This is a genomic window from Rhodanobacter sp. FW106-HT46G03 (genome assembly GCF_058789895.1).
This window is the reverse complement of the sequence record NZ_JBYTCC010000001.1, coordinates 538,586-552,842: the sequence shown is the minus strand read 5'-3', so window position 1 is coordinate 552,842 and position 14,257 is coordinate 538,586. Positions and strand designations below refer to the sequence as shown.

Genomic DNA, 14,257 nt, shown 5'->3' with positions numbered 1-14,257 from the left:
TCAACCCGCCTTTTTGTGCGCAATGGTGAAATCGTGGCCCCACAGGCTCACGCGGGTGAACTCGTGCACCACGTGGCGCTTCCAGTCCACCACCGCGCCGCCGTAGCCGTACTCGATGTCGAAGCCGGACGGGCAGCGCATGTAGAACGAGGTCATGCGGTCGTTGGTGTGCTGGCCAAGCGTGGCGCTGAGCGTCACCTCGTGCGCCAGCATGCGATCCATTGCGCGGCCGACCTCGGCCATGTCGCGCACCTCGACCATCGCGTGCACGCAACCCGACGGCACCGGGAACGCCGCCAGCGCCAGGCTGTGATGGCGCGCGTTGCCGCAGTGGAAAAAGTGGATCGGCAGCACGACGCCCTCGGTGCCCGGCGGCTGGAAATTGAAGATGTCGGAAAGCCCGAAGCCCATCACCTCGCGCGCAAACGCGGCGGTTTCGGCAAAGTTCGGCGCCGGCAGTACCACGTGCCCCATGCCGATCTCGCCGGTGACAAACCCCGGCACGCCCACCGGCGACACGAAGCGGGTGAAATCCGACTGGAACCCCCACACCACCTCGTGCCGGTTGCCGGAGGGATCGGTGAAACTCGCTACCTGCTGCACCCGACGCTGCGCACAGAACGCGGCGTCCTCCAGCTTGAAGGCCACCTTCGCCGCGCGCAGCGTTTCCAGCGCCTGCTCGAACGTCGGCTGGTTGATCACCTCCCAGCCCGACGCCGCGTAGCGGTCAGCCTCGCCCGGCTCGATCAGGAAGCGGAACTGGCGCTCGTCCATCCGCACGTACAGGCCGCCGCCCGGCGCCGGGGCGGTCTGCATGCCCAGCACCTGTTCGGCGTAGGTTTTCCAGCGCGCGACGTCGGTCGTCTGCGCCACCACATAGGCGAGCCCGCTGAGCTTCATCATGGCCTGCATCTCCCGGGCAAACCGCCCTTTCGCGATGGCCTGATTCTGCGGATGCTGCCGTGCACCAGCATCGTCCGATGAGACTAACGGGCTGGGGAACCCAGCCCTCTGGTGGTGTGGGGTTCGACCTGATCCTGAAACTCATCGAGTGCTTCCCGATCATCGTCTACATCGGCGCGGGGGCGATCGTGATCACCGCCGGCCGCATGTTCGCCCACGATCACCTGCTGGCCGGCGTGTTCACTGGCCGCGAAGCGCTGCTGTACGTGCTGGATGCAGTGCTGGTTCTCGGCATCTGCGGCGGCGGCTGGCTCGCCAACCGCCGGCGCACACTGGCGCATCGGCCAGGCTGATGGAAAAGGCGCCCATAGGGCGCCTTTTTCGTTGCATCACGCCGGTAATCAGCGCTTGTCGATCGGCACGTAGGCGAGGTCTTCCGGGCCGGTGTAGTTGGCGCTGGGGCGGATGATCTTGCCGTCCTGGCGCTGCTCGATCACGTGCGCGCTCCAGCCGGCCGTGCGCGAGATCACGAACAGCGGGGTGAACATCGCGGTCGGCACCCCGAGCATGTGGTACGTGCTGGCCGAGTACCAGTCGAGGTTCGGGAACATCTTCTTGACCTCGCCCATCACCTTCTCGATCCGCTCGGACACCGCGAACAGCACCGGGTTGCCGCCATCGGTGCACAGCTTGCGCGAGATCTCCTTGATGATCTCGTTGCGCGGGTCGGACACCGTGTACACCGGGTGGCCGAAACCGATGATGATCTCCTTGCGCTCCACGCGCGCGCGGATGTCCGCTTCGGCATCGTTCGCGCTGCGGTAGCGCGAGATGATCTCCATCGCCACTTCGTTCGCGCCGCCGTGCTTGGGGCCGCGCAGCGCACCGATCGCACCGGTGATGGAAGAGTACATGTCCGACCCGGTGCCGGCGATCACGCGCGCGCTGAAGGTCGAGGCGTTGAACTCGTGCTCGGCGTAGAGCACCAGCGACTTGTCCAGCGAGTTGGCGTGCAGCTCGCTCGGCGCCTTGCCGTGCAGCACGTGCAGGAAGTGCGCGGCGATCGACTCGTCGTCGGTCTCGGTCTCCACCCGCTTGCCGTTGTGGCTGAAGTGGTACCAGTACAAGAGCATCGAGCCGAAGCTCGCCATCAGGCGGTCGGCGATGTCGCGCGCGCCGGTGACGTTGTGGTCGTCCTTCTCCGGCAGCACGGTGCCCAGCACCGAGCAGCCGGTGCGCAGCACGTCCATCGGATGGGTCGCGGCCGGCAGCAGCTCCAGCACGGCCTTGACCGGCGCCGGCAGCCCGCGCAGGCGCTTCAGCTTGGCCTTGTAATTCTGCAGCTCGGTCCAGTTCGGCAGGTGGTCGTGCACCAGCAGGTGCGCCACCTCCTCGAAACAGCCTTTGCCTGCCAGGTCGTGGATGTCGTAGCCGCGATAGTGCAGGTCATTGCCGCTGCGGCCCACCGTGCACAGTGCCGTGTTGCCCGCGGCCACGCCGGACAGCGCCACCGATTTCTTGGCTTTGGGAAGGACTTGCTCGCTCATGGGTGTCTCCTGTGATGCGGATGGGGCAATGGCGTCGCACCGTGGGCGCCTGCGCGCGGGCGATGGCCTTGGGGCCGGGATTGGCGATTCGGGACTGGGGATTCGCAAAAGCCCCAAGCCGTCGCTTACGGGCGATTTCCTGTCGTTTGGCGGTCAGCCTTCATGCGAGAACAACGCGTCGAGCTTGTCCTCGTAGGCGTGGTAGCCGAGGTAGTCGTACAGCTCCTCGCGGGTCTGCATGGTGCCCACCACGGCCTTCTGTGTACCGTCGCGGCGCACGGTTTCGTAGAAACCCAGCGCCGCCTTGTTCATCGCGCGATACGCGCCACAGCAATACAGCGCGATATCCACGTTGGCACTGGCCAGCTCGGCGGTGGTGAAGAACGGGGTGGAACCAAACTCGGTGAGGTTGGCGAGGATCGGCACCTGCACCGCCGCCTTGAACTTGCGGTAGTCGTCCAGCGTCTGCATTGCCTCGGGAAAGATCATGTCGGCGCCGGCTTCCACGTAGGCCACGGCGCGTTCGATCGCGGCATCGAGGCCTTCCTTCGCGGCGGCGTCGGTGCGCGCCATCACCACGAAATCGGCGTCAGCCTTGGCGTCCACCGCGGCCTTCACGCGGTCGACCATTTCCGCCTTCGGCACCACCTCCTTGCCGGGGCGATGACCGCAGCGCTTCTGGCCCACCTGGTCCTCGATGTGCACCGCGGCGACACCGATGCGCTCGAAATTCCGGATGGTGCGCGCAATGTTGAACGCGCCGCCCCAGCCGGTATCGATATCGACCAAGAGCGGCAAACCGGTGGCCTCGACCACGCGGCGAGCGTCGGTGAGCACGTCTTCCATGGTGGAGATGCCGAGATCCGGCATGCCCAGCGAGTTCGCCGCCACGCCGCCGCCGGAGAGATACAGCGCCTGATAACCGACGCGCTTGGCCATCAGGCCGGCATAGGCAGTGATCGCGCCCACCACCTGCAACGGCCGCTCCGCCGCCACCGCAGCCCGGAAACGTGCGCCGGAAGATGTCGATTGCGTCATCGTTCGCTCCGTCAAAGTGCATGGTTTGTGGCCGACCACCACGCGAAGCTGGATCGTTCGGTGGAACGATCCGAGCCAGAATCAGGCACACCCTTCAACCCACCACCGGGTAATCCGTGTACCCCGCGGCGCCCGGCGTATACAGCGTGCGGCGGTCGAACTTCGCCAGCGGCTGGCCTTCGCCAAGGCGCTGCACCAGATCGGGATTGGCAACGAAGTGGCGGGCGAACGACACCGCGGCGCCGGTGCCGGCGGCCATGGCCGCATCGGCTTCGGCACCGTCGAAACCATCGTTGAGGATGAGGTTGCCGCGGTATTCGCGCTGCGCCAATGCAAACGCGTCGATGCCCACCGCCGCACCGGGCGAGCGCATCACATGCAGGTAGGCAAGACCGAGCGTGGCCGCCTGGCGCATCAACTCGGCGTGGCTCGCGGCGGAATCCTCGTCGTGGATGTCGTTGAAGCTGTTGCCGGGGCACAGGCGCAGGCCGACGCGGTCGGCGCCGATGGCTTCGGCCATCGCAGCCAGGCACTCGTAAGCGAAGCGCGCGCGGTTCGCCGCGCTGCCACCGTATTCGTCCTCGCGCCGGTTGCTGCCGGTGCTCAAGAACTGGATGGAGAGATAACCGCTGGTGCCATGCAGCTCGACGCCGTCGAAGCCGGCTTCGCGCGCGTTGCGCGCCGCCTGCGCGTGCTCGCGCACGACATCCCTCACCTCGATGGTGGACAGTGCGCGCGGCGGGTCGAACGGCTGCATGCCGGCGGCGTCGGTGTAGACCTCGCCGGCGGCCTGGATCGCGCTGGGGCCGACGGTCTCCACGCCGGCCGGCTTGATCGCGCGGCTGCCGATGCGCCCACCGTGCATGATCTGCAGCACGATCAGGCCGCCGCGCGCGTGCACGGCATCGGTCACGCGCTTCCAGCCGGCGATGTGCGCCGCCGTCTCGATACCGGGTTGACGGCAATACGCCTGGCCGGTGACGCTGGGCCAGGTGCCTTCGGCCACGATCAGACCGGCGCCGGCGCGCTGGGCGTAGTACTCCACCATCAACGCATTCGACGTGCCGTCGGGGTCCGCGCGGTTGCGCGTCATCGGCGCCATCACCACGCGGTTCCGCAGCGCGAGCGCGCCCAGCCGCACCGGTTCGAACAGATGGACAGGCGGCGTCGTCATCGGTCAGCGCACGCGGATCTTCGGCGCCGGAGTGCCGCGGCGCATGGTGGCGAGGAACTTTTCCAGCGGCGCGGGCGCGGCAACCTGGGGCAGCGTGTCCTTGTCCGGGCGCTCGGCCCAGAACTCGCGCCAGCTCGGAAACAGCTCGTGGAAGGTGCCGCGGTATGGCTCGCGCCCCGGCCAGCGCATCTTCATGTCGCCCACCGGCGGCTTGTTCAAATCGGTGGCGTACCAGTAGCACGGCAGGCGGCGGCGGAAATACCACGCGCCGTCGATGCGCTCGTAGTCATCCCAGTAGAGCATCTGCATGATGACCCACTCGGCGCCGCACTCGTGCTCGTTCTTGGAATACACCACGCCGGTGGCGTGCTCCTTGTCCACGAACTCAATGATGTGCTGGCCCAGGTGGTGCGCTGTGCCGGTGAACTGGTCGCGTAGCGTCGCGTCCTGCCAGGCCTTGAAATGCGCGCGGCCGACCTTGTCGCGGCCCACGCGGATATCCGGCGCGAACAGGTTCACGTGCGCGTCCATGTCGCGCATGTCGAGCGAGAGCGAGTACTTGCCCGCCAGCTGGCGGATCGCGTCCAGCGATTCCAGCCGGTCGATGCGTTCCTCCAGCGTGGCTGGCCAGCTCATGACTGCGGCAGCGCAGTGACCAGCACGGCGGCGCGCCCGCCATCCACCGGCAGCGCCGCGCCGGTGATGTAGGACGCCTCGTCGCTGGCAAGAAACAGGATGGCATTGGCCAACTCGTCAGCCTGGCCCACGCGGCCCATCGGAATGATCGCCTCGGTGCCCTTGCGGGTGGCGTCGTCGGCCAGCATGCCGGCGGTGGCCGGGGTGGCGATGATCGCCGGCACCACCACGTTGACGCGGATGCCCTGGCGCGCACCTTCCACCGCCGCCGCGCGGCTGAAATTGAGGATCGCCGCCTTGGCCGCCGAGTAGCCCGACATCATCGCCGTGCCCAGCGTGCCGCAAATCGAGGCCAAGTTGACGATGGCGCCGCCCTTGTCCTGCATCAGCTTCATCGCCGTGCGCGTGCCCCAGAACGTGCCGTCCACCGAGGTGGTGAAATTCGCATGCCAGGTGGCGGTATCCATGTCGGTCAGCGCGCCCCATGTATAGGCAGCCGCGTTGTTGACCAGGATGTCGAGGCGGCCGTGCTTCTTCGCCACGCCCTCGATCGCACCGACGATCTCGGCCTCCACGCCCACGTCGGCCACCACCGCCTCGGCCTTGCCGCCGGCGGCCGTGATCTCGGCGACGATTTTCTGCAGCGCCTCCAGATGCCGTCCGCAGATCGTTACCTGCGCGCCTTCCGCCGCGAAACGCTTCGCGGTCGCGGCGCCGATGCCCTGGCTCGCACCGGTGACGAACGCCACCTTGCCCTTCAGTCGATCGGTCATCGTCGGCTCCTCAGATGAAAGCGCTACCGCCGTTCACGGCAAGGTTCTGGCCGGTGACGAAGCCGGCATCGTCGCTGGCGAGGAACAGCGCGCCGCGCGCGATGTCCTCCGGCTCGGCCATGCGCCCCATCGGCACGCCGGCGATGATCGCCTTTGCCCACTCCTCGGGGATGCCCTGCATCATCGGCGTGTTGGTCGGCCCCGGCACCAGCGTGTTGACGCGGATGCCCTGCGGCGCCAGCTCCTTCGACATGCAGCGGGTCAGCCCCATCAGACCGGCCTTGGCCGCGCAGTAATGCGCCGGGCCGTCGCCGGACACCGCCGACACGCTGGAGGTGTTGACGATCGCACCCTTGATGCCCTTGGCCTGCATCACCCGCACCGCGGCCCGCGCACAATAGAACGCGCCGGTCAAATCCACGCCGATCACCCGCGCCCAGGTCTCGTCAGGAATCTCGGCGAACTTGTCCACCGAGCCGATACCAGCGTTGTTCACCAGCACGTCCACGCGGCCGAATTTTTCCACGATAGCGTCGAACGCCGCGTTCACCGCAGCGCTGTCGGCAATGTTCACGTTCAGCGCAAGGCCTTCGGCGCCCACGGTTTCCTGCACCGCTGCCAAGTTCACGTCGAACCCCACCACGGTCGCCCCTTCCGCTTGGAACAACCGCGCAATCGCCCGCCCCATACCCTGCCCGGCCCCGGTGACCACCGCCACCTTGTTCTGAAGTCTCATCGTGATACCCGCCTGAAATGGACGCCGCGTCAGCGTGCCGACGAGGCTAGGCGCTGCCGCTGCCGCTGCCATCGTCCGATGGGACTAACGGCATTGGGACGCCGCTCATCGCTTTGCGCGTCGCAACCCGCCGACACGCACCGCTCTTTCGCAGAGGTCATCGGCCACGGCGAAGAAACGTGCCCCACGGCCAGCGATGCGTCAGGACGGCTTCGTGTGCCCTGCGGGTGTGCTCCTGAAGTCAGTCCGGCGACGCAATTGGTGCGACAGCGGTTTACTTCGGGCACGCATCAGCAACGTGTCCCACTCCAGACACGAGAGCCCGCTTGCAGACGGTGCATTGGCATTGCGCTGACGCCGCGCCACGCCGCTGAGTTCCGCGCGGTACGGCAGCAGCCACACCTGCCCGCGCAAACCTACGCCTCGCCACACACAAAACCCCAACCCACCTCAGCACCTGGGCGTCGGATTCCAAGGCACCCCATTGATATGACTCCCCCCATCGGCAAACAACGTATTGCCGGTGAGATAGCGCGCATCCTCGCTGGCGAGGAACAGTGCGACGCCACCGATGTCGCGCTCCGGGTCGCCCATGTAGCCCATCGGATTGAGTTTGAGCAGCTCGGCGGCGTTTTCCGGTTGCGCGGCGGCGAACTGGCGATAGGCCTCGGTGGCGGCGCCGGGGCAGATGGCGTTGCAGCAAATGCCGTGCGGCGCCCACTCGCGCGCGGCGGTGCGGGTCAGCGTGCGCAGGGCCTCCTTGGCCATGTTGTAGGCGACGGAATACGGGTGGGCGTTGACGCCGTTTAGCGAGCACAGATTGATGATGCGGCCCCAACCGCACTCGCGCATGCCGGGGAATACCGCCTGCATCGCCCACAGTGCGGCCTGGGCACCGATGCGGAAGCCGTGTTCGACGTCGGCGTCGAGCACGCCTTCCACCGGCGCGAAGCCGCTGGAACCGGGGCGCCGGCCCCAGGCGTTGTTGACCAGGATGTCGATGTGGCCGAAGCGCTGCATGCCGGCGGCAACCAGCGCCTCGATCTCCGCGCGCACGCCGACGTCGGTGCGCGCGAACAGCACCTCGGCGCCGAAGTCGCCGCGGATTTCCCCGGCGCCAGTTTCGCCGCGTTCGGCGTCGAGATCGGCCAGCACCAGCGCGGCACCCTCGTTGGCGTAGCGCCGGGCGATCCCGCGCCCGATGCCGAGCGCGCTGCCGGTGACCAGCGCGACGCGCCCGGCAAGCCGCTCGCTCACGAAGCGACTGCCGCCTTCTTCGCGTCGCGCGCCTTGGCCATGGTGAGCGCGGTGTCCTCGATCATGTCTTCCTGGCCGCCGATCATCTTGCGCTTGCCGAGCTCGACCAGGATGTCGCGCGAGGAGAGGCCGTACTTTTCGGCCGCGCGTTTGGCGAACAAGAGGAAGCTGCCGTACACGCCGGCGTAGCCGATGGTGATGGCGTCGCGGCCGGCGCGCACGGGGAAATCCATGATGGGCAGCACGAGGTCGTCGGCGACGTCCTGGATCTTCCACAGGTCCACGCCGGTCTCGATGCCCTTGCGGTTGCACACGGCCACGAAGATTTCCATCGGCGTGTTGCCGGCGCCGGCGCCGAGGCCGGTGGTAGCGCAGTCGATGCGGTTGGCGCCGGCTTCCACCGCCGCAAGGCTGTTGGCGATGCCCATGGCGAGGTTGTGATGGCCGTGGAAGCCGAGCTCGGTTTCGGGCTTGAGCGCATCGCGCACCGGCTTGAGCCGTTCGCGCACGTCGTCCGGCAGCATGTAGCCGGCCGAATCGGTGATGTAGATGCAGTTGGCGCCGTAGCTCTCCATCAGCTTGGCCTGCTTCACCAGGCCCTCGGGCGAGTTCATGTGCGACATCATCAGAAAACCGACGGTGTCCATGCCCTGCTTGCGCGCCATCTTGATGTGCTGCTCGCTGACGTCTGCCTCGGTGCAGTGGGTGGCGACGCGGATGCAGTGCACGCCGATGTCCTTGGCCATCAAGAGGTCGTCGACGGTGCCGATGCCAGGCAGCAGCAGCGCCGAGACCTTGGCGTGCTTCATCAGCGGAATCACGGCACCGAGATATTCCTCGTCGCTCGCGGCCGGGAAGCCGTAGTTGACGCTGGCGCCGCCGAGGCCGTCGCCGTGGGTCACCTCGATCAGCGGCACGCCGGCGGCGTCGAGCCCCTGCGAGATCGACTTCATCTGCTCGATCGTGATCTTGTGCCGCTTGGGGTGCATGCCGTCGCGCAACGTCATGTCGTGCAGCGTGATCTTTCTGCCTTTCAGGTCCATGGGGGTCTCCTTCAGGCCGCGGTCGGGGCGGGGACGAATTTGCCGGAGAGCATCTCCTCGGCAAACATCTCGGCGGTGCGCGCGGCAGCCGAAGTCATGATGTCGAGGTTGCCGGCGTACTTGGGCAGGAAATCGCCGAGGCCTTCCACCTCCATCCAGATGGTGACGCGGTTGCCGTCGATCACCGGACCGTTGACCAGCTTGTAGCCGGGCACGTATTTCTGCACTTCCTTGATCATCGCCTGCACCGAGGCCTCGATCTCCGCCACCTTGGGCGTATCCACCGTGAGGCAGTGGATGGTGTCGCGCATGATGAGCGGCGGATCGGCCGGGTTGATGATGACGATGGCCTTGCCCTTTTTCGCACCGCCCACCTTCTCCACCGCACTGGCGGTGGTGCGGGTGAATTCGTCGATGTTCTTGCGCGTGCCGGGGCCGACCGAACGGCTGGACACGGTGGCGACAATTTCGCCATAGGCCACATCCTGCACGCGGCTCACCGCGGCCACCAGTGGCACCGTGGCCTGGCCGCCGCAGGTGACCATGTTGACGTTCATTTCGTGCTTGCCCACGTGCGCGGCAAGGTTCACCGGCGGCACGCAATATGGGCCGATGGCGGCCGGCGTGAGGTCGATCATCAGCACGCCGAGCGCGGTGAGCTTGCGGCTGTTTTCCTCGTGCGCGTAGGCGCTGGTGGCATCGAACGCGATCTGGATGCCGTCCTCCTTCACGTGCGGCAGCATCGCATCCACGCCTTCGGCCGTGGTCTTGAGGCCGAGTTCGTGCGCACGCTTCAAGCCTTCGCTGTCGGGCACGATGCCGACCATCCACACCGGCTCCAGCACCTTGCTGCGCTGGAGCTTCACCAGGAGATCGCTGCCGATGTTGCCCGGCCCGATCACCGCACACTTGATCTTGTTGCCCATGTCTTGCCCTCGTCCCGTTAAACGGCAAACGCCACCGAGCAGCCGCCGAGGCCGCCGATGCGCATCGTGAATCGGTCGCCCGCCGCGGCGGGCACCAGCGGCGCGAGCGATCCGGAAAGAATCGTTTCGCCCGCGTTGAAGGGGATGCCATACGCGCCCAGCGTGTTGGCGAGCCACGCCACGGCCTCGGCCGGATGGCCCTGCACCGCGCTGCCCAGGCCGGCGCCGCACGGCACGCCGTTTTTCTCCATCGTCATCGCCACCGCGGCCAGATCGAGCGCGGTCGGGTCGATGCGCTGCGGGCCGACCACGAACACGCCGCAGGAGGCGTTGTCGGCGACGGTGTCCTCGATGCGGATCTTCCAGTCGGCAATGCGCGAATCGACGATCTCGAAACACGGCGCCACGTAGTCGGTGGCGGCCAGCACGTCGTCGCGGGTGATGCCCGGCCCCTTGAGGCCGCTCCTCAGCACGAACGCGATCTCGCCTTCCGCACGCGGCTGGATCAGGCCCGACTGCGCCAGGCTCACGGTGGCGCCGTCCATCACGCGCATGGCGTCGGTGAGAAAGCCGAAGTCGGGCTGGAACACGCCGAGCATGTCCTGCACCGCTTTCGAGGTGACGCCGATCTTCTTGCCGATCACGCACTCGCCCGCGCTTTCGCGCCGACGCAGGAAATGCAGCGAGACGCGGTAGGCGTCGTTGATGGTGATGCCGGCATGCCGCGCGGTGAGCGGCGCCAGCGTGCGCCGTGCGCGCAGCGCGTCGAACAGCTCGTCGCCAAGCTGCGCAATGAGGTCGTCGGGCATGGGCTCAGCCATGGCGCAGGAAATCCAGGCACAACCGGTTGAACAATTCGCGGTGCTCCACCTGCACCCAGTGGCCGCAATGGCTCACCCATTCCACCCGCGCATTGGCCACGCCGCGCGCGATCTTCATGCCACCTTCCGGCGGGTTGAACTGGTCGTTGGCGCCCCAGATGCAGAACACCGGACACGCCAGCTCGCCCAGCCGCGGCGTCATGTTCGGCACCTTGAGAATCGAGCGCGCGGCATCGGTTTGCAGTTGCGCCAGCGGCGCGCGCTCGCGAATGGTTTCCTCGTCGAGCTGCGACGGGTCATACAGCATCGCGTGGAAAATCTCGCGCAACGCCTCGGCACCGACCTTGCCCGACTTGTACACGGCAAACATGTGCGCAATGCCGGGCATCGCCAGATAGGCGTCCAAATCTTCCACGCCGCCGGGGCCGAGCAGCACCAGTTTTTCCACGTCGCCCGGATGCGCCAGCGCGTAGCCCAGCGCCACCGCGCCACCAAGCGAGTTGCCCACCAGCGTGACTTTATCAAGCCCCAATGCATCCACCAGGCCCTTGACGCCGGCCACGAAAAAGTCGAGGTCGTATTGCTCGATGTCCGGTTTGCTGGAGAGCCCGTAACCGAGGAGATCAGGCACGACCACGCGATAACCGGCTTCGGCGAATACCGGGTAGTTGGTCTTGAAGTTGCTGTAGCCGCTGGCGCCGGCACCGGCGCCATGCAGGAACACCACGGCCCGCCTGGCGCCCTGCGGACCGCCCGCATGGTAATGCACCCGCTGCGGCGCGCCGGCCACCGGCGCTATGTCGGCGTAGTGACCAACCGGGATGCCACCAGCCTGATTCATGCCATCCACCTCGCGCCGGGAATACAGCGATGTTCCCGCCCATGCGGCGGTGCGGCATCGTCTGGATAGACGATATGAACGCCACGATTGGCGGTGGCTTTCTGCTGCCTGGGGCTGCGATCGTCGTTCCCGCACCGACGTCGCCCCCTTGGGCCAAGCTCCCGGCCGGAACGCGCGCGCGGAACTACGCCGGCGTGCCCCGCCACAGCTTCGGCAACCCCGGATCGGTTACCGCGATCAGCCGCTTGAGCAGATTGCGCAGGCCGACCACTTCCATCGGGTCGAGCTTCTCGAAGGCGTCGGCTTCCACCGCCTTAGCCGCCGCCAGCACGTGCAGGATGGCGTCGCGGCCTTTCGCACCAAGGCGCCATTCGCCGCTTAGCGGCACATGTTCCAGCAGACCACGCGCGCGCAGGGACTCGAGCGCCACTGCGCCGATGTCGGCCCCCGTGTAGGCAATGTGCGCGGCGATCTCGGCACCCGACAACGGCTGCCGCACGCTGAGCAGCGAGAGCACGAAGAAATCCGCATCGCTCAGGGCGTTCGCATCAAGCGTGGGGCGGAACCCAGCGACGAACTGGTAGTGCGCGCGGCCCAGCAGGTACCCGATGAGGTTTTCCGAATAGATCGCGTCGGGCTGCTCGCACTCGGTCGCAACGCTGGCGACCGCCGCCGCCTTGCGTGCCGCCAGCGCGTAGCTACCGGTGACATACAGCAATGGCGGGCGCGGCGTGCGGTCGTACTCCACCACCTCGCCGACGAAAATCACGTGGTCTCCGCCCTCGTACTGGAACGCGGCGCGGCACTGGAAACGCGCGCTGCAGCCGGGGATCAGCGGCGCATCGGAGACGCCGGCATCCAACGCCAGCGCGCCGAACTTGTCTTCCCCCGCATGCGCAAAGCGGTTGGACAGCGCGTCCTGGTCGTTCGCCAGCACATGCACGTTCCAGTGGTCCGCCGCGGCGAACACCGGCAGGCTGCGCGCGTTTTTCGCCAGGCTCCACAACACCATCGGTGGGTCGAGCGAGACGGAGTTGAAGCTGTTCGCGGTGATGCCCACCGGCAAGCCGTCGGCGGCGCGCGCGGTGACGATGGTGACGCCGGTCGCGAACGCGCCCAGCGCCTGGCGAAAATCCCGCGGGTCGAACGACTGGTTGGCGGCCATCGGACACTCCCTTTGCTGCCGTCCAGCGTGGCCGCGTGCACCGCCGCTGCAATCCCCCACTCGGACTAGAAGCGCGGTCGGGATGGACCCCGCCCACGATCCCGATCCCCATCGTCCGAAAAGACGATGAACCCCGGCGCCGGCACTGCAACCATCCAGCCATCCCACGCAGCGAGAAGGATCGCCCGATGAGCGCGTCTGTTTCCTCCGCCACGGCCGAATGGCTCACCCCCGAAGCGCAGGCGCTGATCGATCGCGCCCGCGCCATGATTCCGCGCCTGGCCGAGCGCGCGCCGCAGGCCGAAGCAGCAGGGAAGGTGCCGGAAGAAACCGTGCGCGAACTGGAAGAGGCCGGCCTGCTGCGCGTGTTGCAGCCCAAGCGCTGGGGCGGACACGAGATGGATCCGCGGGTGTTCTATTCGATCCAGATGGCGCTGGCCGAAGGCTGCATGTCCACCGCGTGGATCTACGGCGTGATGGGCGTGCACTACTGGCAGCTCTCGCTGTTCCCGAACCAGGCGCAGGACGAAGTGTGGGGCAGGAATCCGTCCACCCGCATCGCCTCAACGTACATGCCGGTGGGCAAGGCCGAACCGGTCGAAGGCGGCTACCGGCTCTCCGGCCACTGGGGGTTTTCCAGCGGCTGCGAGCACGCGGAGTGGGTGTTCCTCGGCGGCCTGCTGCCCAAGCGCGACGGTTCGCCGGGCCTGGAACACACCACGTTCCTGGTGCCCAAGGCGGATTTCAAGATCGTCAAGAACTGGGACGTGCTTGGCCTGCGCGCCACCGGCAGCCACGACATCGTGGTGGAAAACGCCTTCGTGCCGACGCACCGCACGCAACGTACCAACAACTACACGCTGGAAGGTTGCCCGGGCCGCGCGGAAAACGGCAGTTGGCTGTATCGCATCCCGTTCATCCAGGTGTTCCAGCGTGCGGTGTCCACCGCGTGCATCGGCGCGCTGAACGGCGCCATCGCGCATTTCCGTGCCCGCTCGGCCGAGCACGTGGGCAAGCACGGCGGCAAGACCGCGGAAGATCCGAACGCCCAGCTCGCGGTGAGCGAGGCGATGATGGTGGCCGACGAGCAGGCGCTGGTGCTCCTTCGCAATTACGAACCGATCATTGCCAATGCCAAGGCCGGCACACGGATGGAGGTGGAAGGCCGCCTTCTGCAGCGCGCGCAATCGGCCCGCGTGTCGAAGATCTGCGCGCAGCAGGTGGACGAGCTGCTGCGCGCCTGCGCCGGCTCGGGCCTGTACAAGGCCAATCCGATCGAACGCTTCTTCCGCGACATCCACCAGGCGCGCGGCCACATCGCCAACAACGCCGACGCCTACGCGCGGGCGCAGGGCGCGGTGATGCTTGGCCTGCCCAACGCCGATCCGTTCGTCTGA

15 protein-coding genes are annotated in these 14,257 nt (G+C 67.1%); 2 read left to right on the top strand and 13 right to left on the bottom strand.

The features are described from left to right. Positions 1–903 (bottom strand): VOC family protein, encoded by a 903-nt coding sequence (locus tag AC3WP6_RS02205; RefSeq protein WP_492626160.1) that lies wholly within the window; start codon positions 901–903, stop codon positions 1–3. A gap of 77 nt (positions 904–980) precedes the next feature. Here AC3WP6_RS02205 and AC3WP6_RS02200 point away from each other — a divergent pair, with 77 nt between their 5' ends. Further along, the gene (locus AC3WP6_RS02200; protein ID WP_492626159.1) at positions 981–1,256 is read left to right on the top strand and encodes a hypothetical protein; all 276 of its coding nucleotides are present in this window, start codon (positions 981–983) and stop codon (positions 1,254–1,256) included. Positions 1,257–1,304: 48 nt separating this feature from the next. Here AC3WP6_RS02200 and prpC read toward each other — a convergent pair whose 3' ends face one another. From prpC to AC3WP6_RS02140, 12 genes are all read right to left on the bottom strand, one after another. Continuing rightward, positions 1,305–2,450 carry a bifunctional 2-methylcitrate synthase/citrate synthase gene (gene prpC / locus AC3WP6_RS02195; protein ID WP_492626158.1) on the bottom strand — a complete coding sequence of 382 codons (1,146 nt, stop codon included), beginning with the start codon at positions 2,448–2,450 and terminating at the stop codon, positions 1,305–1,307. 153 nt (positions 2,451–2,603) lie between these two features. After that, positions 2,604–3,488, bottom strand: coding sequence for a methylisocitrate lyase (prpB, locus tag AC3WP6_RS02190; protein WP_492626157.1), 885 nt, complete (start codon positions 3,486–3,488; stop codon positions 2,604–2,606). A gap of 94 nt (positions 3,489–3,582) precedes the next feature. Continuing rightward, positions 3,583–4,662 carry an alkene reductase gene (locus AC3WP6_RS02185; protein WP_492626156.1) on the bottom strand — a complete coding sequence of 360 codons (1,080 nt, stop codon included), beginning with the start codon at positions 4,660–4,662 and terminating at the stop codon, positions 3,583–3,585. A gap of 3 nt (positions 4,663–4,665) precedes the next feature. Continuing rightward, positions 4,666–5,298: a nuclear transport factor 2 family protein gene (locus AC3WP6_RS02180; RefSeq protein WP_492626155.1), complete on the bottom strand. Its 633-nt coding sequence runs from the start codon at positions 5,296–5,298 to the stop codon at positions 4,666–4,668. Further along, positions 5,295–6,071, bottom strand: a complete 777-nt coding sequence (locus AC3WP6_RS02175; protein WP_492626154.1) for an SDR family NAD(P)-dependent oxidoreductase — start codon at positions 6,069–6,071, stop codon at positions 5,295–5,297. Before AC3WP6_RS02175 ends, AC3WP6_RS02180 begins: the two co-directional genes overlap by 4 nt. 10 nt (positions 6,072–6,081) lie before the next feature. Continuing rightward, entirely contained in the window at positions 6,082–6,807 is a 726-nt protein-coding gene (locus tag AC3WP6_RS02170) for an SDR family NAD(P)-dependent oxidoreductase (protein WP_492626153.1), read from the bottom strand. 450 nt (positions 6,808–7,257) lie between these two features. Next, positions 7,258–8,064 carry an SDR family NAD(P)-dependent oxidoreductase gene (locus AC3WP6_RS02165; protein WP_492626152.1) on the bottom strand — a complete coding sequence of 269 codons (807 nt, stop codon included), beginning with the start codon at positions 8,062–8,064 and terminating at the stop codon, positions 7,258–7,260. Continuing rightward, a complete protein-coding gene (dmpG, locus tag AC3WP6_RS02160; RefSeq protein WP_492626151.1) occupies positions 8,061–9,107 on the bottom strand; it encodes a 4-hydroxy-2-oxovalerate aldolase in 1,047 nt (348 codons plus the stop codon). The genes AC3WP6_RS02165 and dmpG overlap by 4 nt, the downstream gene beginning before the upstream one ends. An 11-nt stretch (positions 9,108–9,118) precedes the next feature. Beyond that, positions 9,119–10,033: an acetaldehyde dehydrogenase (acetylating) gene (locus AC3WP6_RS02155; RefSeq protein ID WP_492626150.1), complete on the bottom strand. Its 915-nt coding sequence runs from the start codon at positions 10,031–10,033 to the stop codon at positions 9,119–9,121. A gap of 17 nt (positions 10,034–10,050) precedes the next feature. Next, the gene (locus tag AC3WP6_RS02150) at positions 10,051–10,854 is read right to left on the bottom strand and encodes a fumarylacetoacetate hydrolase family protein (RefSeq protein ID WP_492626149.1); all 804 of its coding nucleotides are present in this window, start codon (positions 10,852–10,854) and stop codon (positions 10,051–10,053) included. Then, positions 10,847–11,695 carry an alpha/beta fold hydrolase gene (locus tag AC3WP6_RS02145; RefSeq protein ID WP_492626148.1) on the bottom strand — a complete coding sequence of 283 codons (849 nt, stop codon included), beginning with the start codon at positions 11,693–11,695 and terminating at the stop codon, positions 10,847–10,849. The genes AC3WP6_RS02150 and AC3WP6_RS02145 overlap by 8 nt, the downstream gene beginning before the upstream one ends. A gap of 184 nt (positions 11,696–11,879) precedes the next feature. Next, on the bottom strand, positions 11,880–12,860 hold the full coding sequence (locus tag AC3WP6_RS02140; RefSeq protein WP_492626147.1) for a flavin reductase: 981 nt from the start codon (positions 12,858–12,860) through the stop codon (positions 11,880–11,882). A gap of 188 nt (positions 12,861–13,048) precedes the next feature. On the opposite strand from AC3WP6_RS02140, the gene AC3WP6_RS02135 reads away from it, so the two are divergent. Next, complete coding sequence (locus tag AC3WP6_RS02135) at positions 13,049–14,257, top strand: acyl-CoA dehydrogenase family protein (RefSeq protein WP_492626146.1); 1,209 nt, start codon at positions 13,049–13,051, stop codon at positions 14,255–14,257.